Source organism: Candidatus Sulfotelmatobacter sp. (assembly GCA_036500765.1).
In the GTDB taxonomy this organism is placed as follows: Bacteria; Acidobacteriota; Terriglobia; order Terriglobales; family Acidobacteriaceae; genus Sulfotelmatobacter.
The window spans coordinates 944,356-970,854 of sequence record DASYBM010000004.1 but is presented as its reverse complement, the minus strand read 5'-3'; the positions used below and the strand labels follow the sequence as shown (position 1 = coordinate 970,854).

General features: G+C 58.6%; 17 protein-coding genes. 8 read left to right on the top strand and 9 right to left on the bottom strand.

Features of this window, described 5'->3' with window-relative positions; all coding sequences use genetic code 11:
* Window position 1: 1 nt before the first annotated feature.
* The 4 genes from VGM18_07130 to VGM18_07115 form a co-directional block, all read right to left on the bottom strand.
* Window positions 2-1,018: a hypothetical protein gene (locus VGM18_07130; protein HEY3972759.1), complete on the bottom strand. Its 1,017-nt coding sequence runs from the start codon at window positions 1,016-1,018 to the stop codon at window positions 2-4.
* Window positions 1,019-1,435: 417 nt separating this feature from the next.
* On the bottom strand, window positions 1,436-4,339 hold the full coding sequence (locus VGM18_07125) for an SBBP repeat-containing protein (GenBank protein ID HEY3972758.1): 2,904 nt from the start codon (window positions 4,337-4,339) through the stop codon (window positions 1,436-1,438).
* 411 nt (window positions 4,340-4,750) lie between these two features.
* Window positions 4,751-6,343: an AsmA family protein gene (locus VGM18_07120; GenBank protein ID HEY3972757.1), complete on the bottom strand. Its 1,593-nt coding sequence runs from the start codon at window positions 6,341-6,343 to the stop codon at window positions 4,751-4,753.
* Between the two features lie 81 nt (window positions 6,344-6,424).
* Window positions 6,425-7,669: a tetratricopeptide repeat protein gene (locus VGM18_07115; GenBank protein HEY3972756.1), complete on the bottom strand. Its 1,245-nt coding sequence runs from the start codon at window positions 7,667-7,669 to the stop codon at window positions 6,425-6,427.
* A gap of 225 nt (window positions 7,670-7,894) precedes the next feature.
* On the opposite strand from VGM18_07115, the gene VGM18_07110 reads away from it, so the two are divergent.
* Together VGM18_07110 and VGM18_07105 are read left to right on the top strand one after the other, a co-directional pair.
* Window positions 7,895-8,947: a LacI family DNA-binding transcriptional regulator gene (locus VGM18_07110; protein HEY3972755.1), complete on the top strand. Its 1,053-nt coding sequence runs from the start codon at window positions 7,895-7,897 to the stop codon at window positions 8,945-8,947.
* A gap of 364 nt (window positions 8,948-9,311) precedes the next feature.
* Entirely contained in the window at window positions 9,312-13,013 is a 3,702-nt protein-coding gene (locus VGM18_07105; GenBank protein HEY3972754.1) for a carboxypeptidase regulatory-like domain-containing protein, read from the top strand.
* Window positions 13,014-13,182: 169 nt separating this feature from the next.
* Here the strand turns inward: VGM18_07105 and VGM18_07100 are convergent, their stop codons facing one another.
* Window positions 13,183-14,382 (bottom strand): aminotransferase class I/II-fold pyridoxal phosphate-dependent enzyme, encoded by a 1,200-nt coding sequence (locus VGM18_07100; protein HEY3972753.1) that lies wholly within the window; start codon window positions 14,380-14,382, stop codon window positions 13,183-13,185.
* 242 nt (window positions 14,383-14,624) lie between these two features.
* Between VGM18_07100 and VGM18_07095 the strand changes: the two genes are divergently transcribed.
* The 6 genes from VGM18_07095 to VGM18_07070 all read left to right on the top strand — a co-directional run bounded on the left by VGM18_07095 (window position 14,625) and on the right by VGM18_07070 (window position 20,041).
* Window positions 14,625-15,413 (top strand): SDR family oxidoreductase, encoded by a 789-nt coding sequence (locus VGM18_07095; protein HEY3972752.1) that lies wholly within the window; start codon window positions 14,625-14,627, stop codon window positions 15,411-15,413.
* A gap of 67 nt (window positions 15,414-15,480) precedes the next feature.
* Entirely contained in the window at window positions 15,481-16,668 is a 1,188-nt protein-coding gene (locus VGM18_07090) for a pyridoxal phosphate-dependent aminotransferase (GenBank protein ID HEY3972751.1), read from the top strand.
* A 32-nt stretch (window positions 16,669-16,700) separates the two neighbouring features.
* Window positions 16,701-17,201: a cupin domain-containing protein gene (locus VGM18_07085; protein ID HEY3972750.1), complete on the top strand. Its 501-nt coding sequence runs from the start codon at window positions 16,701-16,703 to the stop codon at window positions 17,199-17,201.
* A gap of 9 nt (window positions 17,202-17,210) precedes the next feature.
* Window positions 17,211-18,581, top strand: a complete 1,371-nt coding sequence (gene thrC, locus VGM18_07080; protein HEY3972749.1) for a threonine synthase — start codon at window positions 17,211-17,213, stop codon at window positions 18,579-18,581.
* A gap of 152 nt (window positions 18,582-18,733) precedes the next feature.
* Window positions 18,734-19,633, top strand: coding sequence for a homoserine kinase (gene thrB / locus VGM18_07075; GenBank protein ID HEY3972748.1), 900 nt, complete (start codon window positions 18,734-18,736; stop codon window positions 19,631-19,633).
* Between the two features lie 195 nt (window positions 19,634-19,828).
* Window positions 19,829-20,041 (top strand): hypothetical protein, encoded by a 213-nt coding sequence (locus tag VGM18_07070; GenBank protein HEY3972747.1) that lies wholly within the window; start codon window positions 19,829-19,831, stop codon window positions 20,039-20,041.
* A gap of 28 nt (window positions 20,042-20,069) precedes the next feature.
* Here the strand turns inward: VGM18_07070 and VGM18_07065 are convergent, their stop codons facing one another.
* From VGM18_07065 to VGM18_07050, 4 genes are all read right to left on the bottom strand, one after another.
* Complete coding sequence (locus tag VGM18_07065) at window positions 20,070-20,624, bottom strand: DinB family protein (GenBank protein ID HEY3972746.1); 555 nt, start codon at window positions 20,622-20,624, stop codon at window positions 20,070-20,072.
* Window positions 20,625-20,679: 55 nt separating this feature from the next.
* Window positions 20,680-21,951 (bottom strand): MFS transporter, encoded by a 1,272-nt coding sequence (locus VGM18_07060; protein HEY3972745.1) that lies wholly within the window; start codon window positions 21,949-21,951, stop codon window positions 20,680-20,682.
* Window positions 21,952-21,992: 41 nt separating this feature from the next.
* Window positions 21,993-23,465, bottom strand: a complete 1,473-nt coding sequence (locus VGM18_07055; protein HEY3972744.1) for an APC family permease — start codon at window positions 23,463-23,465, stop codon at window positions 21,993-21,995.
* A 118-nt stretch (window positions 23,466-23,583) separates the two neighbouring features.
* Complete coding sequence (locus VGM18_07050) at window positions 23,584-26,493, bottom strand: PIG-L family deacetylase (protein HEY3972743.1); 2,910 nt, start codon at window positions 26,491-26,493, stop codon at window positions 23,584-23,586.
* Window positions 26,494-26,499: the final 6 nt, after the last annotated feature.

Sequence of the window (26,499 nt, the reverse complement as noted above, 5' to 3'; positions counted from 1 at the left end):
CTCAGGGTGTCGGCGCGCTTACCGTCAGTGAAACCGTGGGATTCGCTCCGGTCGTCGAGCCGGTGTTGCTGGAGATCACTCCATTGCTATCGACGCCCATGAGCGTAAACGTGTAAGTGTTGTTGGGAGTCACGCCGTTTGGCGTAGTGGTCGAAGGAGAAGTATTGCCACAGGCAGGCATCAGGAAAAGTGCGGCGCCGATCAGGAAAAGACCCAGCAGAGCACAGACTTTTTTGTTGCCGCTTTTCGATCGAGTTCCGCCCAGCGCAGCGCCCAGCCCTACGAAGGCCAGCATAGGCAAGGGCATCCACAGGGCGTAAAAGCTTCGCGGCGAAATGCCAGGCGGCGAGTTCGCGCCTGTAATGATCGGGCCGAACGTGGTGATCGTGAGGGTCGACGAGAACTCTCCATTGACCCCAACGATCGCCGGATTGAACGAACACACCGGCGGGATCGTCACCAGCGGAGTGATCGATGCGCATGAGAGCGTTATGCCCCCCGTACTGGTGTATCCGTTGATGGGATTGATGGTGACGGCGCCGACGCCTCCGTTACCCGCGGTCACGCTGCTGGGCGATACCGCTTTCTCCACGGTGACGGTGAACGTGGGCGTAACTGCCAGCACGGTCAGGCTGAGTGTGATCGGCGTGGGCGCGGCGCCCGAGGACGGCGTTGCGGTAATGGTGATGCTGTAACCGACGGTGCTGGTGTCACCGACGGTGGTGATGGTGGCCGAGGCACTGGCATTGGGCGTCACGGTCGACGGACTGACCGTGCAGACCGGAGGATCGACGATTGTCGTCGCCGTCGACGTCACCGCGCAGGCGAGATCGACGGTGCCGCTGAAGCCGTTGATGGCTCCGACTGTGATGGTCGAGGCCGACGTGCCTCCCGGGGCGACAGCGAGGGGATTGAACGGGATGGCCTGTAGGGTGACGTTCTGGGCTGATGCGCTCAATGGCAACGCCAGTAAAGTCGCCAGCAGGCACATTGCGGCAATTCCGGCGGGCTGCATCATCCGGAGAATTCGGTTGGATATCGACGAATTGGACGGCAGCCACGACCGCGACGACTCGGATTTCAACATGAGCAGAGTTTTGGTTCAGAGATTACTGTACAGCAGCTTCGATCCTCTTGCTTCGATTCCCGCCATAGCCCAAAGGCTGCCCGGCCTGCCGGCGAACTGTCGCCTTGTGCGGGCTGCTGATTTGCATCTGGCCCGATGAAGCAGGAATCCGCGCCCCATTTTACCGCAGACATTTCCCTCGGGCTATGCGATTCGGGGATGTATGATAAACCCGGGTCAAGCTCAGGAATCATCCATACTACCACCACGCGGCGGCGAGGCTGGGCAGAGTTACGCCATCAAGAGTTCAGCCACAAAGACAACGGCCGCCTTCCCGTTGGAAAGCGGCCGTCGGAGTTTGGCTCGAGGCTAGTTGATGGTGAGGGTCAACGCCGGCGATCCGGTCACGGCAACGCCCCCAGACGTACCTGTGACGGTGAAGGTATATGTGCCAGCGGGCGTACCGGAGGTGGCGCCGCCACCGTTGCTGCTCCCGCTACTGCAGGCGGGCATCGCCAATAGCCCCGCGAGTACCAGGCCGAGCATGAGGAAGCTGAACAATTTTCTGCGGCGAGAGCCACCGGATCCGATTCCGACGCCTAGCAGCGCGATTCCGAACACGGGGAGAAACAGGGCATACATCACGCCAGAGGACGGTCTATTGGAAGGGCCGCCAAGCATCGCCGCCGCCGCGGTTGTGGAAACAGTTAACGTGGAGGTCACGGTGCCGTTGGCCGGCGGAGTAACTGAAGCGCCAGGGTTGCTGAAGGCGCAGGTCGGCCCCTTGGAAACGACCGGGGCTCCGGTGCAGGTCAGTGCAACAGCTGAATTGAAACCGTTGACCGAGCCCACCGTAATAGTTGCGGTGAATGAAGCCCCGGCGCTCCCCGATGTTGGCGACAACGCGCCATCCGTCACGGTGAAACTGGGGCCCGCGGCTCCCGTCGCGTACTTTGCCACGAAGGCGTCGGTCCCGCCGCCGTTAGCGGCTTGTTCGGGCACTTGAGTTGGGAAATTTGTCGAAGCGGTATTGCCAGCAACGTAGATGTTGGCGCCGGCGCTATCAACTGCGATGGAGCCTGCCACGCTGACGATGCTGCCTAGGTTGGTGTTTTCATCGAGTGCTCCACCGAGGTACGTGGAGAAAACGAGCTGAGTGCCTGACGCCGCGATCTCACTCACAAACGCGTCGCTCCCGCCGCCAAGAGTCGCCTGGGTAGCGCTGACAGTCGGGAAATTGGACGAGCTGGTTTGGCCTGTGACGTATGCGTTTTTATTTCCGTCAAGAGCAATGCCCGCACCGGCATCCGACACGTTCCCGCCAAGGAAGGTCGAGTACACCAGGGCGTTTCCGGATGGATTTATTTCAGTGACGAAGGCGTTTTGGGTAGCACCGCTGCCGAAGGTGGCCTGCAGTGCCGATTTCAACGGGAAGGTTGTGCTTGACCGCGTCAGTCCGGTCACATAGGCGTCGTCCGCGGAGTCCACAGCAATTGACAGTCCCTCGTCTACTCCCGAACCCCCAAGGAAAGTCGAATAGACGAATCCACTGCCGGCTGCATTGATGACAGTCACGAAGGCGTCATCCAGACCGCCGTTGCAATTCGCGGCGGTACCGCAGGTGGTCTGGAACGCCCCGGTCGTTGTGGGGAAAGTTGAATTTTGAGTTGCGCCGGTGACGTACGCGTTGCCAGAGGAGTCTACTGCAACTGCGGCCGCGAAATCGCCAGTGCCTCCGCCAAGGTACGTGGAATACACTTTCGCGTTCCCGGAAGTATTTATCTTGGTAACGAAGCCGTTGGAAGCCCCGTTGATCGTGGCTTGAATTGGATTATCCACCGGGAAATCAGTCGAGAGTGTGGTGCCGACAATGTATGCATTCCCGCTACTGTCGAGCGCAATTCCGGAAGCGTAGTCATCGCCGGAGCCTCCGAGATACGTGCTATAGGTCAGGGCTGTTCCGCCGGGATTCAGTTCGAACACAAACGCGTCGAGCGCGCCTCCCAAAGTAGTCTGAAAGCCGCCGGTATGCGGGAAGTCTGTGGAGCCGGTGCCGCCGGCGACGAAGGCGTCGCCCGACGCGTCTACGGCGATCGCATTGCCGCTGTCTGCGCCGGTTCCCCCAACGTAAGTCGAGTAGACGAGAGAGGAGCCGTCCGCCGAGATCTTCGTTACGAATGCGTCGAAGCTGCCGGAGTTTGTGTTAGGAGCCACGCCGCCGGCTGTCGGGAAGTTAGTGGACTCGGTTTGACCGGTCACGTAGGCGTTTCCGCTGCCGTCGATGGCGATGCCGTAAGCGTCGTCCTCAGCGGTGCCACCGAGATAGGTGGCGTAGCTGAGCGACGGGTCGATTATCAGTTCCCGGCTGTGATCGTAGGAGCCGAGAGCGAGGCCGACATTGTTTCCATTCATCTGGAAATCAACATTTACGAGTTCACGCTGGCCATTTTTTTCCTGATAGGCGATCGGCTTGCGCAGCACAACATTGCCGGCGGAGGAGGCGAGGACAAGGTTGCCGGAGGCGTCGGTGACTAACTTGCGTGCTCCGCTGAAGGCAAGATTAATGGGCGCAGCGCTAGCGTTCGGGGCCACGATGAAATCGAATTCCAACTGGCGTTGCTGGCCGTGGAAGGCCATGTCGACGCCGGGGTAAACGTCACGGTAGGATACGGCCGCGTACTGCTTCACACCGGTCTGCCACTGGCTGGAATCGTTGCCGATGTAGTAGTTGGTGCGGCCGGGAAGTTCGCGGCCAGCGGCGATTTTGGAGTGTGTGTTGCCGCCGACCAGGTGCATGCGAATCGCGGCGGATTTTTCCGTTGTTGCTTTCTTTCGTGGCGTTCTGCCGAACGCGTATTTGTCGGCGACGCGCGAGGCTATTGTCGGTGACGAAGAATGCAGCGCGAACACTGTGTCATTGCCCGTGAGGAATACGGTGTAGCCGTTGCCCCGGGCCATGTATTTGACTTGGGGATCCGTCTGTCCCTGGTTGGCTTCGAAGGCCAGGGGAAGGGCGGCGAGGGTGGCGCGGACGCGGCTGTTCTGACCGGTGCCTGGTGCGGATGCAGGCGGCTTGGCCACGGAGATCGGCTTGACGGCTGCGGTTGCGCGGTACGGGTGCATGCCGACGCCTAGTGCGACGACCGCCATTGCGGCTAAGGCAACGATGCAGAGAGCGCGCATGAATCCAGTTTTCGTAAACCTATTTCTCGTAAACCCATTTCTCGTAAACCCAGTGCGCGTGAACTTGGTTGCGGCTAGTGGCTTAGACACGAAGATCCTCCTGAGGATGAAACCCTGAAACAGCGAACACCGCTTTGCGAAAATAGACTCGCTCTGAGGGAGATCCAACTCAAAATCTCGAGCCTTGGGTCCCTGAGTCAGCAAGGTTGCAACTTTATGCAGCTTAGCCGCGAGTATGGAGTGGTCAACAGCCCTTGTCAATCAAGGGGAGATAGCAATCCAGGTTCTGCCCGGATTGCAGTTCTGCCCGGATTGCAGGGCGATTGGGGGAAAAATCGATTCTTCCCGGTCGCAGCGAAAAATGCCAAAGATTTCACGAAAGAAGGATTCCGAAGGTAACCTTTCAGGACAAGTTTAAGACCGGCGGGCGTACGGCTCGACCTGGTGCCAGAGCAGAGGGCGGCGCTCACGGCAACCTGTAAGCGCCGCCCGTCCACAATCCTACTGCGGTTTCTTCTTGAACAGTCCACTGAGACCGTTCACAGGATTCTGATTGCCTTTGCCCCCCAGACCTTTCAACAGGCCGCTGGCCATGCCTTTCATGTCGGGGGCGAATTTGGGGTCGGAGGTGGTGCCAGTGACCATGAAGGGAACGCCCAGTCCCGCGACCGCGGCGTTCATCTTGAAGGCGAGTTCATTGGACGGACTCACGGTGCCCGCGCCCGTGACCACTCCGAGGGCAGGCACGGTGAGATTGATGTTATCGGCCTTGGTGCCGTCGGGAGCCATGCGGACGTCGCTGCTGAAGTTTTGGATGGTGGTGTCGTTGCCTGTGCTCTTGCCGCTCAACTGGGAAACGGAGGACAGCTTCGAGCCCAGGTCGAAGTTGGCCAGCGTGGTATTTTGCATTTTCACCGTGCCGAGGATAACCAACTTGTCAACGGGACCGTTGATCGTCATGTTGGTGTTGAGTGTGCCTCCTTTGAGTGTTGCCTTAGGAGGTAATATGACGCCGAGAGCCGGGAGCATGGCCTCGAGATCGTCGACGGGCATATTCGGTCCGTTCAATTTCATCTCGATCGAAGTCACCTGGCCGTGCGCGTCGTAGGTGCCGTTGACGTGCGCCACCGCCTTGCCCATAGCAACGTCACACTGCGGTATGGTGCCGGTCTCTTTGGCGAGGTCGTGGTTCACGGTGTAGGAGACCTCGACGGGCTTGCCGGCAGGCGATCCCTTCTTGACTACCTGCAAATTGCTGGCCGTCAGCTTGCCCTCGGTCTTGGCAGTGTGGCCGTCGGAGGAGATGGTACCGTCGAAATCCGCGACGCCGGAGATGCCCGCTGCGGGATCGATAAATCCCGATGCGGCCAGGTTCATCTTTCGCACCGTAACCTTGGCGTCGAGGGGAGTCATCGCGGCATTGTTGGAGTCGATCGGTCCGGCTTTGCCCTCGAGTTTCAGGCTGCCATTGTCGGGAAGTTCGGCCGACAGTTTGAAGGGGAACGAAGAGGTAAATGAGAAGTTAGTTACCTGAATAGTAACTTTGTCGTAGATGCGGGCGGGGGCGCTCGATCCTGCTCGGGTCACGGTGAGGCGACCATTATCGACGTTCAGCTTGGCCACCGACAGATTGGGATTGGCCCCGGCTTGGGGCGAAGATTGAGACGAAGTTGCTGGCGCCGGTTTCGGCGCGGAAGCATTGTTTCCTCCCAGACTGGAGAAATTCCATTTGGAGCCGTCCTCCGATTTCACCAGGCTGATCTCGGGCTGTTTCAGAGTAAGTTCGGTCACGTTCAGCGTTTTGGAGAAGATTAGCGGCATCAGTTCTACGCCGACCTTGAGCGATTTCGCCTGCACGAAAGGAGATTTGCTGAAGGCCGGGTCGTCCGCGATAGAAATGTCGTCGGCAGCGACGCTGCCGGTAAAGAGCGACAGGGACAGATTTCCTACCTTGACTTGCCGTCCCATTGCATTCGTAAGGTCTGACTCGAGGGTCGGGCGGAAGGTGTTGGCGTCGATGAGGAAGGGAATTGCGATGGCGATAATAATCAGTACGCCGAGGACAATGGCAATGATCTTCAGGGTGCGATTCATGATTGGTACCTCCTGGCGGAATGACGCTTGCAGTCGTGTGTTGCGGAGACGAGGCCCAGCGTTGCTTCTAACGCGATTTTATCACTGCGGCTCTTGCAATAGCTCCGGAGAAGGTACCGTTCCCGCCTGCTTCTGGGGTTCGCTAGGGGATTCGCTGCTTTTACTGGCGGCCAAAGCCAATTCTTTTTTGGCTTCCTCTTTGCGTCCCAAGTGCAGCAGCACTCGACCCCGGATGTAGTGAACATCGGTGCGGGCAGGATCGATTTTGGCAGCGGCGTCGATCTCGGTCAAAGCGGCGGCGTACTTCTGGTTACGCTCAGCGAGGCGCGCCAACCCGAGGTGCGAATTCACCAGCCGGGGATCGCGGCGTAGCGCGGCGCGGTAGCTCCTGGCGGCATTCTCGTCGTCTTGCAGCAGCCAGTAGACCTCGCCGAGTTCCTCGTAGTCGAGAGCGAGGTCGGGCTCGATGGCGGCGTCTTTGACGAACTCATCGCGCGCCCGTGGATAGTCCTGCTTCTTCAGGTAGGCGAGTCCGAGGTTGAAGTGCACGAAGAGAAGCGTGGGATTCGCCGCGGCTGCTGCCTGGAATTCTCCCAGAGCCGAATCGTACTGCCCTACGTTCAGATAGTACTTGCCGACGAAGAGGCGATATTCCGGCGAGCCGGCGCCGAGCTTGACGAGTTGCGCCGTGGCGCGGTCGTCCAGATCCTTCTGGCCGGCGCGATGGGCGGCGTTCGACAGCACGTAGAGATAAGGCATTTTCTCGAATTCCTGCGGCCACAGGGGTTCGAGCGTGGAGGCAGCGTCAGACCAGCGCTCCGCAAAAAAATAACACAGTCCCAGCAGATAACGCGGCTGGAGCGCGTCCGGCTGATCGCGAACCACGGACTCAAAGGAAGGGATGGCTTCGAGGAATTCGTTTTGACGGAAATAGGCAAGGCCGATGTTGAGGCGAATGCCTGACACCTGCGGCATCAGGTGCTCGGCCTTGCGCAGCATCTGCAAAGCGCGCGTCCATTGTTTGCGGCGCATGTGGACGACGCCAAGATTGGCATAGGCTCCGCCGGATTGCGGATCGATCTGGAGCACGGCCCGGAAATCGCGTTCGGCTTCGTCCAATCGTCCGTGAGTGAGGGCGTCCTGCCCGAACTGAAAGAGCTTCGCGGGGTCGAGGGTGGACTCCGTAGCGGTGGTTGGCGAAGTGCTGCCGCGCGCGTTTCCGGCGGGCCGAGACGGGGGGACGGAGGGCGGCGCCGAAGAAGATTGGCGGGGCGGAAAGGCCAGCGCCATTGCCGCACACAACAAAAACAAAGCTCGGATTGCCATTCCTGCGCTTGACACTGCTATCACTCTCTGCTGTAGTGTCCGCCAGTGTACGCGTTTAATACAAGCGGCGACGCGAACGGAAGCGGCGGATTTTTTCGAATCCGATTGTTCGGACCTTAATTCTCGAACCTTAATTCTCGAACCTTTGTTCTCGACCCTGGAATTTTCTGAAATCGAAAGTCTCTTCGGAGCTGGTGGTTGGCGGTTCCGGCGAAAAGGCTGTGAATGGTGACGATTCGCGACGTAGCGAAGGAGAGCGGGTTTTCGTCGACCACCGTGTCGATCGTCCTGAACAATGCGCCATTGGCGCGATACATCCCTCCAGCGACGAAGAAGCGCATCGAGAAGGCCGCCCAGAAGCTTGGGTATCGTCCCAATCAGTTTGCCCGTTCCCTGCGCAGCAAGCGCAGCCACACCGTGGGCGTGATGGTCTTCGACATGACCGACCCCTATTGCACGCTGGTGCTGCGCGGCATTGAAAATACTCTGTATCAGTCGTCGTATCTGCCGATTCTCACCGACGTGCACAACGAGCGCAGCCGCTTTGAGCGCTATCTGGAGATGCTGCTCGACCGCCGCGTGGAGGCCCTGATCGTACTGGCAAACTGGCTGTTTCTCGATATTAATCTGCTGGGCGATCTGGAGAAGAGCAGCATCCCGACGGCGATGATTGGCTGCGAATTGAAGACCGATTCGATCAGTTCGGTCATCGTCGACAACGAAGTCGGCGGCTACATGGCCATCGAGCATTTACATTCTCTCGGCCATCGCAAGATCGCGTTCATTCGGGGACCGAAGGCTTTGACCGACAGCTCTCCGCGGTGGCGGGGCATCGGCAAATTTGCCAAAGAATGCGGCCTGGAACTCGATCCTCGCCTGATCGTGGAGCTGCCAGAATCGCGCGATCCCATGTCGAGCTTTGAATCGGGCTACAAGTTGACGGAAGATCTGATCCGGCAGAAGCGGGCTTTTCCTTTCACGGCGCTGCTGGCGTTCGATGATATGAGCGCGTTCGGGGCGATCCGGGCTTTGAACCGGGCGGGGATACGCGTGCCCGAGCAGTGCTCGGTGATCGGCTTCGACGATGTAGCCACTTCGGCGATTTACACGCCGTCGCTCACTACCGTCCGCCAGCCCATGGAAGCGATGGGAGCCTCGGCCGTGGGGATTGTGGTCGATGGCATCAATGGAGTACTGGAAAAGCGGGAGACTAATGCGACGCATCGGAAGGTGGCGCCAGAATTGGTGGCGCGGGAGTCGACGCGCAGCGTGCTGTAAACCGAGGGTGAGGCCACCTCCGACGCGCAGTGCGTTTCGCTGCGTGCGTAAACGTTTTCGGTGAGCGCAGCCGCCGGAAATCTGCTTTCGTTGCGCTTCAGCCACGATTGCGCGCGTTCCCGCGAAGCCAGAGACGAGGGCATCCGGGGCTCCACAATCGTGGGCTCCACTCGCTTTTTTCTTGACAGTCGAGGCTTCACAAACGCACTATTCATACGTTTTAATACACCTGCCCTGGGTCTCAATCCACCGGGTAGTTGTGTCCGACGCCAAAAATTGAAGACCGAGCCGCGAGGCTCGGAACGAAACGCGGAGAAGCTCAAGTGAACGCGCCGGGCAACGCCCGCGCCAATGGGAGAGCGTGATGATGAAATCTCATCGAGTGCTGTTGGGGATCGCCCTGTCGGTCGTGACATTTTGCGGAGCCGCGTTGGCTCAAACCGGATCAATCACGGGTACGGTGAAGGATCCCTCGGGAGCCGCGGTTGCCGGGGCGACGGTTGTAGTCACCAGTCCCGAACGCGGCATCACCCGCCAGATGGCGACCAACTCCACAGGGGACTATAACGAGTCGGCCCTCCCTGAAGGGACTTACGACATCATCGTGACCGCGACGGGCTTCAAGAAGTTCGAAGCCAAGCGAGTGAAGCTGGACGTGGCCCAGAAGGCCCGCGTGGATGTTGCTCTCGAAGTTGGCGCGGCCTCGACGGAGGTTGTCGTAGAAGGCAGCAATGTGGCCCAGGTGGAGACGCAATCGTCCGAACTTGCTGGTACAGTCACGGGAAAAGAAATCACGCAACTCGAACTGAACGGCCGAAACTTTACGACACTGGTTTCGCTCGTTCCGGGCGTAAGTAATCAGACGGGTATGGATGAGCCCCAGGTGGGGATCAACGGCAGCGTGGCCTTTTCTATGAATGGGGGGCGCACCGAATACAACAACTGGGAGCTTGACGGCGGCGACAACATGGACAATGGCAGCAATGGCACGTTGAACGTTTATCCCAGCGTCGACGCCATTGCTGAATTCAAGGTGCTGACTTCCAACTACGGCGCCCAATATGGCCGCAACGGCTCCGGGACGGTCGAAGTGGAAACCAAGGGCGGGACGAGGGCGTTCCATGGCGATGCCTACGAGTTCGTCCGCAACGATTTCTTCAACGCGAACAACTATTTCAACAGCACGTTGGCTGGCGGTACCGGCGCCGCACCGCCCTACAAGAAGAACGATTTCGGTTTCACGATCGGTGGACCGGTGTACATACCGAAAGTCTACAACCAGAACAAAGAAAAGACATTCTTCTTCTGGTCGGAAGAGTGGCGGAAGGATCGGCTACCTGCGACGTTTAATACCCCCGTTCCGTACAGTGCGGAGCGCACCGGTGATTTCTCGGATGTTTGCCCTAACCCGACTATAGATCCAACTACTGGGAATCCAATGGCGGACTGTCCCATTAACCCGGCCACTGGGCTGCCATTTCCGGGTAACCAAGTGCCTGTCACTGCAACCGCGCAAGCCCTTCTCCCACTGATTCCGGTGGGTACCATTAACACTCCGGGAGCTTCCCAATACAACACGAATACTACTCTGCCGACGAACTGGCGCGAAGAACTGTTTCGTATCGACCATAACATTAACGACAAGAATCGCGTTACTTTTCGCTATATCCACGATTCGTGGACCACGCTCGAACCTGGATCGATTTGGGACACTGCGAGCTTCCCGACTTCGCAAACCTTCTTCACCGGCCCGGGAATCAGCCTTGTGGCGCGCTTGACCAGTAACCTTTCTCCAACCCTATTGAACGAGTTTGTGGCCAGCTATACCACCGACCACATTTCTTTCAAGTCGCAGGGCTACTACGCGCTTCCATCCGGCTTCTCGATGGGTTATATCTACAACAACGGCGCTGGAGGAAAGCTGCCGGCTATTAATGTCGGCGCGGGCGTGAACGTGTATGGAGGTGGGTTTGGCCAGGATCCGGAGGGAATCTGGCCGGAGGGACCCTACAACGCCAATCCCACATACACCTACCGCGACAACATCACAAAAATCATCGGACGGCACAACCTGACGTTTGGTGCTTACTTCGTCGCCGCCCAGAAGAACGAACTCAGCAGCGTGCAAGTGAATGGCTCCCTTACCTTTGATAAGGCTTCCGCGAGCGTCACGCTGCCCAGTGGCCAACCCCTGGGAACTGGAAACCCCTTTGCTGATCTCTTGATGGGCAACATTTCCAGCTTCGTGCAAGGCAGTAACCAGTTGAAGTTCTACAATCGGTACAAAATCGTTGAACCGTATTTCCAGGATGACTGGCACGCAACGAGTCGGCTTACGTTGAACCTGGGATTGCGGCTGAGCCTGTTTGGAACCTACCGAGACCGCTACCACCACGCTTACAACTGGGATCCTGCGGTTTACCAAGCCGGCATCGCTAATGCTCCGACCCTCTGTCCACCAGGTTCGACAACGTGCACGCCGGATACGATTACAGGCGGCAACCCACTGCTCGGTCTGGTGCAGTGCGGTGGCCCCGGTGGAACGTACACCTTTGACGGAATCGCTGGCGCGGTAGTCGGCGGGAACTCCAATGCGGGCTGTTTGCAGGGTCACCTCTTCAACCCTGCGCCGCGCATCGGCTTTGCTTATGATTTGTTCGGCGACGGCAAGACGGCCATCCGCGGCGGCTATGGCATCTTCTATGAACACGCCAACGGCAACGAAGCCGACACGGAAGGAATGGAAGGCCAGACTTCACCGTTGTTGCAGAGCGCGACCCAGAGCAACATTTCGGGTTACAACAACATTGGAGCCTCGACCGGAGGCCTGGCTCCCATACCTCCCTTGAGCTTCTACTCAATTCCCAACAAAGCGATCTGGCCATATATGCAGCAGTGGCACCTCGATGTGCAGCGCGAATTCGCCGGTCACAGTGTGGTTACTCTATCTTATGTAGGCAGCAAGGGGACCCATCTCGGCTTGCAGCGCGACCTGAATCAGTTGTATCCGGTTGCGGCATCACTAAACCCGTATCACGCTGGCCAGCCAATCACGGCGGCCGACTGTACTACCACTAATGACCCTGCATCGCCGGGTATTTACATCGACCCGACGACGGCAGTTGTTACGGCGACTCCTGGCGCAGGCACAACCTACACCACGAGCCAGACTGGCGGATGGGCCACTAACCTCGCCGTGGCCTGCGGCAACACCCCCGACTATTATCGTCCCTACTCGGGTGTGCATACCATTACTCGCCTTGAGAATGGGGCGAATTCCACCTATCACGCTTTCCAGGCTTCAGCTCGGAAGAGCGTTGGATCTTTGAACCTGACTGCGGCTTACACTTACAGTCACTCTATCGACGACTCCTCGGATCGTTATGACCTCACGTTTGTCAATTCGTATAACCCTAACTTCACCCGGGCCAGTTCGAACTTCGACGAGCGCCATATCTTGAATGCGGGCTGGGTCTATGATGTGCCGCTCTTCAAGAAATCCGGCCTCTCCCATTCGCTGCTTGGCGGCTGGGAGTGGTCTGGAATAGAGTCTTTTTCGACCGGGACGCCCTTAACGGTTACGAATGGGACGACGTACGGCGACAATGCCGGTGTCGCCAACGCTGCTGGTACCGGATCGTTCCCGGATCTGATCGGCAATCCAAACTCAGGCATTCCAGCGGGCAATTCCTCGCCGAGCTATTCCAAGTACGCCATCAACCCGGGTGCATTCGCTCTGCCCACGGGACTCACCTTCGGAGATGCCGGTCGAAATGATATTCGCAACCCTTCCCGCCTGAATTTTGACATGGGTATCTTTAAGCACTTTGCAATCAAAGAAAGCACAGCGCTTGAATTCCGGGCGGAAGCTTTCAACGTGTTCAACCATACCCAGTTTGCACTCTCCACTGCAGCGACGTCTGGTGGCGTTACTCAAGCCATGACATGCGGAACTGGACCCAACAACTCTGCCGGCGGAAGCTGCCTGGGTTCAGGAGGTTTCGGCGAGATCAGCAGCGCGCACCTGGCGCGCATCCTGCAGTTCAGTTTGAAGTTTATTTTCTAAAGCGCGAGATATTTCAGGCAGGCCCCGACCCTCGAAAGGGTCGGGCTTTTATTGCTAATTTCGTTTACGAACGTGGGTTTGATTCGAGGGCCGCACGGCTTCGCCTTTGCGGGAGGGCCGAGGCGGCCGTCGCCACATGAACACCGTCGCCACATGAGTAATTAGATCCTTATTCCACGCCGACCGTTTGTCGCGCTCCCAGCGCTTCCAGTGCCTGCTCCAGGTCGGCGATCAGATCGTCTGCGTTTTCGATTCCCACCGACAGGCGCACCATCTGCTGGGTGACGCCCATCTTTTCCCGCTGCTCGGCGGAGATCATGGCGTGCGAGGTCAGCACTGGGATCGATACCAGCGACTCAACGCTGCCGAGGCTGGTGGCCAGGGTGAACAGGTGCATCGACTCGCTGACGCGGCGCGCGTCTTCGGCAGTGCCTTCCACTTCGAAGGTGACCATGCCGCCGCCACCGCTCATCTGTTCGCGCGCCGTGGCGTACTGGGGATGGCTCTTCAGAAATGGATAATGCACGCGCCGGACTTTTTCATGTTGACCCAGGAACTCTGCCACGCGCAAAGCGTTCTCATTCTGCCGGGCCACGCGCACGGCCAGCGTCTTGAGCCCGCGGATCAGCATCCAAGAGGCGTGCGGGTCCATGCAGTTGCCGAGCGTCGTGCGCGTCTCGTGAATTGTTTCCATCAACTCTCGGCTGCCCGCCACCACGCCGCAGGTCAGGTCGGCGTGGCCGCTCAGATATTTCGTGCCGGAATGCATCACGAGGTCGATGCCATATTCCGCCGGGTGCTGGTTGATGGGCGTACCGAAGGTGCTGTCGATCATGCTGACTAGATTATGTTGTTTCGCGAGAGCGGCTGCTTTCTTCACGTCGACGACGCGCAGGGAAGGATTGGTCGGAGATTCCAAATAGAGCATGCGCGTGTTCGGCCGAATCGCGCGCGCGTGCTGTTCGAAATCGTTGGTGTCGACGAATGTGGTCTCAATGCCCAAGCGCGGCAGCCACTGCGAGAAGAACTTCGTTACGCCGCCATAGATGTCACGCTGCGCGACGATGTGATCTCCCGCCTTCAGCAAAGCAAGAATCGTGGTGGTGATGGCACCCATGCCGGAGGCGAAGGTGCGCGCGGCCTCCACGCCTTCGATGGCCGCCAGGGACTGCTCGGCCACCGTGTTCGTGGGATTGCCCCAGCGGGTGTAGTAGCGGTCGGTTGCGGTAACGCGCTGCTGCTCGTCGTTGTCGGCGACCTCGAACGTAGACGTCTGATAGATGGGTGTGGCGACCGGACCGTTTTTCTTTTCCAGATCCGCTGCGCCATGCACGGCGGCGGTTTCAGGACGACGCTTGGGCGGTTTCATGGGAACCTCATACTTTCAGAGTAATGGGGCGGGTCGGAGCGGGCAAGTGTAAGAGTGAGTAAAGGAATTCCGGCGCAAACGAGCGTATATGCATCTGGCGCCGAGCTTCGCTCAGGCTTGGACGGCCGAAGGCGGCCGTCCCCACATGAGTTGTGCCTGGCCCTGCACATGAGCGGAACTCGGCCCTCGACATCGCGTGATCAAAAGAGCCGCGTCCAATCACCATTTATAATTCTCGGCGCATGGATCTCGGTCTGAAAGATCGCGTGGCGCTGGTGGCGGCGTCCAGTCAGGGACTCGGACTGGCCACGGCCGAGGCTTTTGCGGCTGAAGGTTGCCGGATTGCCATGTGCGCGCGCACCCAGAAGACGCTGCACGCGGCTGCGGAAAAGATTCGCAAGCAGCGCAACGCGACTGTGTTTGCGGAGACGTTCGATGTAGCCGATCCCACGGCGGTCAAGCAGTTCGTCGAAGAAGTGGTACAGCAATTCGGCAGCCTCGACATCTGCGTCACGAACGCTGGAGGGCCTCCAGCCAAGGGATTTCTCGCCACAACGCGCGAGGATTGGCAGCGTGCCATCGAGTTGAATTTTCTGAGCACGATTTACTTTGCGCGCGAAGTCATTCCTCATATGCAACGCCGGCAATGGGGACGCATCATCACAATCACGTCAATCACGACCAAACAGCCGGTGGCCGACCTGGTGCTTTCGAATGCGGTCCGCGCGGCGGTGGTGGGATTGGTGAAGAGCCTGGCCAACGAATTTGGTAAGGACGGAATTCTGGTCAACAATGTTGCACCTGGCTTTACCGCGACCGATCGTCTGAAAGAATTGGCGAAGGCGCGGTCGTCCGCGTCAGGAAAAAGCGAGAAGGAAATTATGGACGCATGGGCTGCCGATGCTGCATTAAAGCGTGTGGGCGATCCCCGCGAATTCGCTGCGACGGTGGTATGGCTGGCCTCAGAGCGCGCGTCCTATGTTACGGGCCAGACTGTTTTGGTCGACGGCGGAGCGTATAAAGGACTTTGAAGACCGTCGCTTTCACGGCGACGCTCAGAATACAGAACGGAAATCGATGCGATCCATTGCTTCAAGAATGTCGGTTATGAGTGGAGAGGGCGCGCTCTCAGTATTCGCGCGTGCCAAAGAACTCGAGGCCCAGGGCCGTTCCATTATCCATCTCGAATTAGGCGAGCCCGATTTTCATCCGGGCAAGTCGGTGATTGAGTCGGCGGCGAAGGCGCTGGCGGAGGGCAAAGACCGCTATTGCGCCGTGGCTGGTATCGCCGCGCTGCGCGAGGAAATTGCTCAGTACCTTGGGCGCACGCGCAACATTTCAGTGTCGCAGGAAAAGATCGTGATCGCGCCGGGATGCAAGATCGCGCTCTTCTTCGCCATGATGGCGCTGCTTGAGCCGGGGGACGAAGTGCTTTATCCCGATCCCGGATTTCCTGGATATTCCTCGATCGCGCTGGGGCTGGGCGCGGTTTCGGTGCCATTTTCGCTATCCCCGCGCAATCGTTTTCAGCCAGACCTGGCGGAAGTCGCATCGAAAATCACGCCGCGTACGCGCATGCTGATCACGAATTCGCCGGGCAATCCGACGGGCACGGTGTATACCGATGCAGTGCAAAGGGGCTTGGCCGAACTCGCGGTCAAGCATGACCTGTGGGTGCTGTCCGATGAAATTTATGCGCGCATTATTTACGACGGCGAATACCTCTCGATGCTGCGCTATCCGGGCATGCTCGAGCGCACTCTGATCATTGACGGGTTCTCCAAGAGCTTTGCGATGACGGGTTGGCGTTTGGGCTATACGGTGGCGCCGGCCGAGGTGGTGCCTGCGTTGTTGATGTTGGCGGTGAACACGTATACTTGCGTGGCCGAGTTTACGCAATATGCCGCGATTGACGCGCTGCGCGACCGTGAGGGCAACACCGAGCACATGGTGGGCGAGTTCACGCGGCGCCGCCAACAGTTTGTGCGCGAGTTGAATCGTGTGCCGGGGTTTCGCTGCCTGGCTCCAGAGGGCGCTTTCTATGCCTGGGTCGAGATCGCGGGTACTGGCATGAGCGCGGAAGATCTGTGCCGGATTCTACTGGAAGAAGCCGGCGTCGCAGCCATTCCCGGCGCGGCTTTTGGAGCGGCGGGCAAAGAGTTCATCCGTTTTTCCTTCGCTTCGTCGATGGCGGTGCTGCACGAAGCAGTTGAGCGCATCGTGAAGGTTTCGACGGTATGGCAGAGAACTGTTACCGCGCCGGGAGCGGTTTATTCGGAAAAGTGACGGGGTAAATCGAGTCAGTGGGTACAATTCGCATGGCCAAGAAATCGAAATCCAAATTGAAATCGCAATCGAAATCCAAGTTAAAATCAACGACGACGAAATCCAAAGCAGCGTCGAAGACGAAAAATCGCACCCGCGCCGAGCGCGTTTTCGCCAAGCATGGAGCCGTTACCGCGGAACTGCAATACATCCCGTGGCACACCATTCCACTCGAAGAGCTGAACCCGCTGCTGCAACGGCAATTTGTGGTGGGGCAGGAAATTATGGTGGCGCGCGTTCTATTGAAGAAAGGATGCATCGTGCCCGAGCACAGCCACCACAACGAGCAACTCACCTACATCCTCGACGGCGCACTTAAGTTCTGGATCGACGGTAAAGAGATCGTGGTGCATGCCGGCGAGGTGCTCTGCATTCCAGCCCACATGCCGCACAAGGCCGAGGCGATGGAAGACACGGTCGACCTCGATGTGTTCAATCCGCCGCGTGCGGATTGGATCAACAAGACGGACCAGTATCTGCGGGAGCCGAAATAAGTCCGGCCCATGCCTGTACCTTCCACTTCTGCTCCGGGCGTGCGGCAGTCGGCTTTTCGCTTCCGATGCATCGCCTGCGGCAAGTTGAGTGATAAGGCTGCACAGAATTTCCGTTGTGCTCAATGCGGCGATCTGCTGGAAATCACGTATCCAGAGTGGAAAGATGCAGGGTTGGCGGCGGATAATCTTAAAGCTATATGGCGCCAGCGCCGACCCTCGCAGGCTACGATCGATCAGAGCGGCGTGTGGCGCTTTCGCGAACTGCTGCCCGCACTGGAGAGCGACGAGCAAGCGATCACACTGCGCGAGGGCAATACGCCCCTGTACGAACTTCCACGGTGCTCCCGTATCACAGGCGTACCGCGCCTGTTGGCGAAGCATCAGGGACTGAATCCTACCGGCTCTTTTAAGGACACGGGGATGACGGTTGCCGCTACCTTCGCGCGGATGGCGGGATTTCGCTGGGTGGCCTGCGCGTCCACCGGCAACACGTCGGCATCCTTGGCCGCTTACGCTGCTCGGGGAGGAATGCGCAGTCTGGTTCTGGTGCCGGAAGGAAAAATATCCTGGAGCAAACTCTCTCAGGCGCTCGATTACGGAGCCGTCACTTGCCAGTTGCGCACGGATTTCGACGGCTGCCTGCGCCTGTTGCAGGAACTCGTGCTGCGCGCGCCCGTCTACCAGTTGAATTCAATCAATCCTTTTCGTCTGGAGGGGCAGAAGACACTTGCCCTCGAATTGCTCGAACAGCTCGGGTGGCAAGTGCCCGAACACATCATCGTACCCGGCGGTAACCTGGGGAATAGCTCAGCAATCGGCAAGGCGCTTGTAGAGATGCGCGACTTGGGATTGATTCCTCGCTTGCCGAAGTTGTCCATTATTCAAGCCGAGGGCGCCAACGCGCTGGTGCGGACGATGCGCGAAGCTGCGGGAAAGCGACTAGTCGGCGTGCAGGCCGAGACCCGCGCCACCGCCATTCGCATTGGAAATCCCGCATCATGGAAGAAGGCGGTTCACGCTCTCGAAGCCGCTGGCGGTGCCTGCGAAGAGGTAAGTGAAATCGAGATTGCACAGGCCAAGGCAGAAATCGGCGCCGAAGGGATTGGGTGCGAACCGGCGTCGGCAGTCACGCTCGCCGGATTGAAGAATTTGATCAAGCAGGGGTTTGTGAAGAAGGACGAAACTGTGGTGCTTATTCTGACGGGGAATCTCTTGAAGGATCCCGATTACACGATTGAATTTCATCGCGGGGAGTTGTTCAAGGGAAGTTCCGGCGAAAGCGCTAATTCTGCGATGAGCGAACTTCGTCGTCCGCCTGTCGTTTTGGATGCCACGCTGGACGCGGTGATGCGTGCGCTGGAGCAGGCTGAAAAATCTTGAAATTTATGATGGCGCCCGACTGCGCGGGCGGGACGCCCCCGCGACAGCCGGCGAGACGCCGGCGCTACAAGTAGGGCGCCAGTGCTTTTAACACATTGAACCTGAACATGCCTGGCAGAAAAATTAGTTTGAAGAGGGATCGTCTCCGCCTTGTGCTGCCGGCTACGTCCGCCAATCTTGGGCCGGCATTCGACGCCGCTGCGCTCGCGATGGACTTTTACATCAAGATCGACGCGCGCCCCGCGGACGAATTTTCTGTCGTCGCCGATGGCCGGGATCGCGAAATTTGCGGACAACTTCAGGAACATCTCATTCTGAATACCTCCCGCGAAGTACTGAGGGGTGCGGGAAAGACCATTCCGCCGCTGTCTGTGCGAATTGAGAATGACATTCCGATCGGCAAGGGCTGCGGTTCCTCGGCGGCGGCCCGGTTGGCAGGCATTGCGATGGCGGTACACTTCGGCCGCCTACGCTGGACTGACGCGCAGATTGTCGGCGAAGCGTCGCGTCGGGAGCACCATCCAGACAATGCCTCGGCGTGCTGGATGGGTGGCCTCACGGTCGCTCGTATGTCGGGAGAAGCCGAAGCGCAGGTCGCGTGCATCCGCCCGAAAGGGAAGTGGCCACTGCTGCTGGCGGTGCCGGAGCAGGCGCTGTCGACCGAAGAGGCGCGCCGCGTTCTGCCCGCACAATACTCGCGAGCCGATGCCGTCACAAATGTGCAGAATTCCATGCTCCTGCTTGCGGCCTTCACGCAAGGGCGTCCCGATCTGCTCGCTTCTGCTCTTGAAGACCGTATCCATCAACCTTACCGCGCTGCTCTGTGTCCTTTGCTGCCCTGCCTGCTGGAGTTAAGAGGAAAGGACGGAATTCTCGGAGCAGTGCTGAGCGGCGCAGGCCCTTCGGTTTTGATCTTTCTTGATCCGCGCGCGTCCCTGGCGAAAGCGCGCAGGCTTGTTGCCGATCATCTCGTGCGCAATCGAGTCTCCGCCGAATTGATTCCCACTTCGATCTCTGGGCGCGGGGCGCGTGCTGCGTTCGCACAGTCCTGATCTGTCTTCTTTTTAAAACGGTAGCCTGAAGGTGCCATTTACCGGCATGGCGGTTCCAGGTAACTTCAAGTTTCCCCCAGAAACTAATCTGTGTTCCCGGTGTTTCTACCATCGACAACATGGTCCGAGGCCCGTCGTCCCCTGTGCGGGAGTTCGATTCCGTGCATTGGCGCGTTGAACAAGGGTGCGTTGAAGATGAAGTCCAGAAAGAGTGAAGACAGGGCGGGAGACTCGCTGTCCGGCAACGCACAGGTTCGCCGCGAGATTCAAAGTTTCGTGCAAGCTCTGAATACTTATCCGGAACGGTTCTTGAAGGATCCCGGCATCAGCTTCGAGGAGCACTGTAGCGGTCTGAACCAAACTGGAAGAATGGCGCTCAAGACAGCTCCGCGCCGGCGTCGCGCATAAGCCATCCCCCAGGCGTTTCCGAGCTGGATTACCGGCTGGCTGGCGGCACGATTCCATTCATCCGGAGATACTCAACCATCTGGCCGTAGCCGTTGAAGCCGTGCGCGACCACAATGGTTGCCACCCCTAAGCGCGACACCGCTCCTTCGCCGAACGGGCTCTTCACGGTTCCAGCAAGATTCTTTTCGTTGATGGTAGCAATTGCCTTGTGGACGTACTCGAAGGACTCTTTCAGGAACTTAAGAATCTCTGCTTTGCTGGCGATAGAGTTTGGTCCAGACTCGCCGCCAAGCTCGACAGGGGGTTTCTGCTCGAGAAGCGCGGCTCCCAGCATGTAATTGACAGCCGCGACGTGCTTGACCTGTTCGGCAAAGGTGCGCACGCCCTTGAACTCGCCATTGGTGGGAGCGAAGTTGTATTTGTCTTCCGGCATGGCCTCGGCGGCCGGTACAAATTCGTGTTCCATGTTGAGGACAGAGTTATCCAATATTTGAGTCACCGTGCGGTGGTCGTCTTTGGGTTTCGGCATTTGTGCTGCTGCCGCCATGGTCGTCAAAAGCAAACCACAAACCGCGAATCCCAATCTATTTCTCATGGTTCTCCTGGGTTATTAGTTTTGAAATCTTGAAATCGACGACTTAGTCTCTTACGACCGCTGGAGCCATTTTCATCTCTGCCGCGGTTAGCCGATGCCGCCGGATGCTGGCCAGGCCCACCACCATCGCCAGCGCCGACCATGCCAGCGCCGCCGGCACGCCCTGGCGCGCCGCTAGTTCTCCCCAGACGGCGCTGCCCAGGGCCATGCCGCCCTGCAATACCAGCAAGTACATGGAGAGCGCCCGCGCCCGCATCCAGGACGGACACATAGTCTGCGCAACCACGTTGAAGCAGGCCAGAATGCCGATCCATGCCGCGCCCGCGGTAAACAATATCAGACAGAGCCGTTCGAAGATATGAGTTTGTCCGGCCAGGAACGTCATGACGGCGAAAATGACGGTCGCGCCCGCAACCAGCCAGTCGACCGAATAACGCAGGCGCAGCCGAGGCAGCAGAGCGGCGCCTGCAAGGGCTCCCAGACCGAAGCAGGTTAACAGGAAGCCGTAGCCCTGCGCGCCGTGAGGCTGGCAAATCAGCGGAAGCAGCGCCAGCAAGGATGTTGCCCCCACGCTGAACGCGCCGGTGCGAATCAATACCGAGCGAACCTCGGGCGCGCCGCGAACGTAGCGAAAGCCCTCGGCAATCGCATCGTAGAGATTTTGCCTGGGCAGGGGATCATGCGGCGGCTGTCGCCACTTGCGCAAGAAGACAATGACGCCAAAGAATGACGCGGCGTTCAATAGAAACGACGACCCTGATCCTGCCGATGCCACGATCAGACCGCCCAGTGCCGGACCCACTGCCCGCGCCACGTTGAATCCGGCTGAGTTTAGCGCAACTGCTGAAGCATGTCGTGCGGGAGAAACCACGTCGGGCGTAATCGCCTGCCACGCCGGATCATTCATTACCGCGCCCAGGCCCAGCAGAAACGTAAAAATCAGCAGCACCCACGGATTCACCGCGTGCAGCAGCGTCAATACGCCCAGGGCCGCCGAGGCCACGACCATCCAGCTCTGTGTGAAGAGCAAGAGCCGCCGCCGATCCACCATGTCGGCCAGCGCACCAGCGGGCAACACCACCAGGAACACTGGCACCGCAGCCGCTGCTTGCACCAGGCTCACCATGAGCGGCGAAGTGGTGAGCTGCGTCATCAGCCAGCCTGCGCCGACGTTTTGCATCCAAGTTCCGGTATAGGAAATGACCGCTGCAATCCATAGCGAGCGAAATAACGGCTCGCCCAGCGGCGCCCACGCCGGGTCGGTGCGCCGAAGATTTGCCGGCCCGACTATCGGAACTGAAATCTGATCTGCCATTTATTGTCGGGCCGCCTCGGCGTTCCCCGTGTCCTCTGTGGTTAAGAATTTGTTTGCAGGTCTTTGGCAAACGGCCACTGCGATTCCTTCCAGGCGCGAATCAAGTAGATGATCACGCCGGTCAGCAGAATCGCCGCGGCATAGCGCATTTCCTTTTGCCAGTTTTCCCGCCTGAACAAAATAAAAAGAAATCCCGAAATCGCCAGCAATGCCGGTAAGGGATAAAACCACATACGGAAGGGCCGAGGCATTTCCGGGCGGCGAATTCGCAACACGATCAGCCCCACGGCCTGCACTAGAAATTGCAGGATCAATCGAATTACTACGAGTGCAGCGATCGCATCTTTTAAGCGCAAAAAACAGAATGCCGCCGCCACCACCCCCAACGCCAAAAGCGAAACATGGGGGAAGCGATACACGGGATGCACTTTGGCAAAAGCCTTGAAATAGTTGCCGTCCTTGGCCGCCGCATAAGGCACCCGCGAGTACCCCAGCATCAGCGAAAATACGGAGGCGAATGCTGTGGTCATCACCAATCCAGTCACTAGCCGCGCCGCCCACGGGCCATAAATTCTTTGCATGAATAGCGACACCACATACAGGCCGCTATTGTTTTGTCCCGCTGCCAGCATCTCGCGCCAAGGCACGACGGCCAGGATGCAGACATTCATCATTAGATATAGACACGCGACCAGAAGAATGGAAAGCAGGAGCGCGCGCGGAATATTATTGGCCGGGTCTTTGATCTCGTCGCCCAGGAAGCTCACGTTGTAATAGCCCCAATAATCGTAGGTGGCGATGAGCATGGCTCCGCCGAGCCCGGTCCAGAATTTATGAGAAAGCGTGAACGCGCCCGGGGGAAAATCGAAGGCCTGCGCGGCGTTGAAGTGCGTGAGGCCGGCGAAGATGATCCAGCCTATTGTCCCCATCACGCCGAACCATAAGATGTTCGAAAGCCGTCCAATCGCGGTGATGCGACGGTAAAGCAGAAGCACAGTAAAGAGGCAAATCAATATGGCAACAGCGGTTCCCGGCGTGACGATCCAACTTACCTGCAGCGCCCCGGCTCCCGGAATGTCCAGCGCCGCGTCGTGATGGGCATAGACCGTGTCTAGTTCCGGCCAGTAATAGGCGGCGTATCCCGCCAGGCCGAGGCATCCGGTGGCGATAGATAATGGCGCGGAGAACGACACCTGCCAGATGAACAGGAATGAAATCAAGCGTCCCCATTTCTGCGGTCCATACATCTCGCGCAGATAGCGGTACGTTCCGCCAGAGGCTGGCAGCGCTGCGCCTAATTCCGCCGAAACTAGTCCATCGCAAACCGCCAGCAGAGCTCCAACAATCCATCCCAGCAACGCCTGCGGTCCGCCCATGGCGGCCACGACCAGCGGCATGGTAATAAACGGTCCCACGCCGATCATATCGATCATGTTCAGCGCAGTTGCACTGCCGAGACCCATCCCGCGGATGAGGGTGGGAGAACTCGACTCGGGATCTTTGGGAGATTGCATTGAGTGAGTGGCTAGTGGTCAGTCAGTGACCCGTCATCAGGAGTTGCGGTGAATAGTTTTCGTCGACCTGTACTGAACTGCCTGCGTGGACCGCCGCAAACTGACCAGTGATCACTGATCACTTCTTTTCGTGCCCCGCACTCAACAGATTCACGTAAAGCCGCACCGCTCCGGGCACGCCCGCCGGCAATTGACGGAAGAAGGCGTAGCCTGTGTAAATATAAGTGCCTTTACCGTACTGGGCCCGCAGCAGGCCGCCTTTTTGGGGTTCTTCTTTGGGATCGTGGCACGACAGCAGCGGGGTGTAATGATCGTCCCAACTACTCATGAAGTACAAGCCGCGCTCCTGTACCCATCCGTCGAAATCGTGGGCGGTTATCGTGTTGGGATAGTGGAAGACCGAATCTTGTGGCGCCAGAATTTCCACGGGAGCCTCCTCGACCGAAACCCGCGCCCGGCTTAGGTCGGCGGGGTAAGGAGTGAATTTGCCGGCATTAAAATCTTGCCAGCTCGCGTTATATTGCACGACCAGCGTGCCGCCGGCGGAGACGAAGTCGAGGAGCTTTTTATTATTTGCGACTACGTCTTTCTGCGTGTCGTAGGCGCGAATCCCGAGCACGATTGTTCCATATTTATTCAAATCTTCGGTCGCGATCTTCTCGGCCGGAATCAGCGTGACATCCATTCCGACCTGCTTCAGCACCGTCGGAATGTCGTCGCCCGCGCCCATGATGTATCCCACCTTCAATTCATGCGGCGCCTGTACGTCGACAATGCTCACGCGCTGCCGGGCGGGCTGGTAGTAATAGAAGCCGCCGAGATCTTCGCGTGTGACCAGCGTGTATCCCTCGGCGTACTTTTCGCCGTCGGATTCCAACACGGCGTGGATCGTGGTACGCCCTTCCTGCAAAGCGGTGGTGAAGACCTTGAACTGGAAGTCCTGTTTCTCCCCCCGTTTTTTTATTTCAATGGCGAACTGGGCTGGCTCTGAGCGCCAGCCCTCGGGCAATTCTAGCCGCAGCACCCCATGCGTCGGGCGCATCAGATTACCGGTCACACCCACGGCGACCATCGTCGTTGATCCGTTATGCGTGGGAATCACCTGCGTTCCCGGTTCCAGCATCACCGAAAATGCGGGCACAATTGCCAGCGGCCGTGTGCGCTGCTTTCCGGCATCATCGACAAACGGAGTGACCACGACTGCGTTGATCCCGTTTCGTGTCTGGGTTCCGCTTGTTCCGGTCGTATACTCCACGCGTGCCCGCAGAGCCGGAGGGGGGAAGGGAAGCGTCGCGTACTTCTCATTGTCGACGCGATTTATGGCTTCTACATCCGGATTGTCGCGATGCCAATAGGGCCGCGTGAAAGGCGTATCTTTCGGGACGCGCAGCCGGAAATTCGCGTGCAAATCGTCTCCCGGCTTGACCGTCTCGGGCCGGGTTTTCCCGCTGATGGTGTTCCATCCGGTGGGAACTTCCAGCTTGATGTGATCGATTAACAGCGACTGCTGCGATCCGTTGTGAAAGGTCACGGCTACGAAAAATTCCTGGTCCGGCGAAACCGCAGTTAGCGCATCTGTTTCTTTGGGCGTGTGAGCATTTGCCGCTGCGTCCGCTGAAACATTTGCAGTAAGGCTCACGCCCAGTGCCAGATTCAGTGCGGTCTCTGCCTGTTGCTGCTTCTCCGCAATGCGAGTCAATAAATCGAGCTTTGTCTTCGGTGTCATGCCGGCGTCGCGAATCTCATTGCTGACGCGATTCAGCCCGGTCACGATCTTCATCAACGGGGCTGTCGCGGCTCTGGCGTCATTTCCTTTTGCGAGCTCGGCCGCCTGCGCCACCAACTTGGCAATCTCGGTTAACTGTTGACGGAGTTCCGAAGGCTGCTTCTCTCCTGAAACTGAAGAAGACACGAGAGCGGGAAACGTTGTATCAATGCCATCAAAGAAACTTTTCTCGTGTCCATCTTTATCCAGAGTGGAAGGCACAACCGAAGCCACCAGGCGGTAAAATGTAAACCGATCGCCGTCGTCCAAGGTCCAGTTGGCGGCGCCTTGCGACTTCTGGTGCCGCAAGCCTTGCATCGCGAACTGCGCATAGGACATGCCGAGCGCCAAGTTGCGCTCACCGGTGTTCAACTTCAGAGTCCAGTCTTTGTCCGGACAGCTCATCGCCCCGAAACCGCAGACGTTGCCGATATATAACTTCTTCGCCTGCCAGGGAAGCAAGCCCTCGGCGACCTGTTCGGGAAAGCGCTTAGGATCGGCCGCAGCATGGAACGCTTCCTGCGTCAAAATGCTCGACGCCTGATGGTGGCCGTGGCCATCGCGCTCCGTGCCGGAGAAGCGCGCCACCAGCACATCCGGGCGAAAGGTTCGAACCACCCGCACCATATCCGCCAGCGCGATATCGTGCCCACCCCACTTTTGAAAAGTCTCTTCGGCGCTCTTTGAGTAACCAAAATCCGCGACGCGGGAAAACCGATCCTGGATGCCATAGCTTTGATCGGACGCCAGCAATTCCAGGGTCCGCAGCACGCCGAGCACGTCCGACAAATTGCTGCCGATTTTGTTCTGGCCGCCCTCACCGCGATTCAGGGTCATCAGCAGCGTGCTGACGCCGTGCCCGCGCGCCTCCAGAGTCAACATACCGCCATCTTCGTCGTCGGGATGCGCGACCACCTGCATCAGTCGCGCCGTCGTTCCGAGGCGCAACAGTTCGAGCCGTAAACCGGGCAGTCCTTGATCCTGCGGAATGTCCTCGGGGATGCCTTGGTACAACAAGCCGGGGGGATCGGCATCGACGTTGAGGGGGGCCTGAACATTGCTCGAGGACGGCTGTGCGCTGGATTTGTCGGCGACTGGCGCTTGCGCCCTCGCGCCAAGAGAAAGGATCGCGAGGAAACAGACAAGACTAACGCCAAAGATTCGCAGGCGATGAACGATAGCCGGAATGACGCTGGAAAAAATTCGGAAGGAAGCGCGGCGCCGATCCGGCCGCAGCAGGCTAGGGGATCCGGAATGTCTCACGCTACA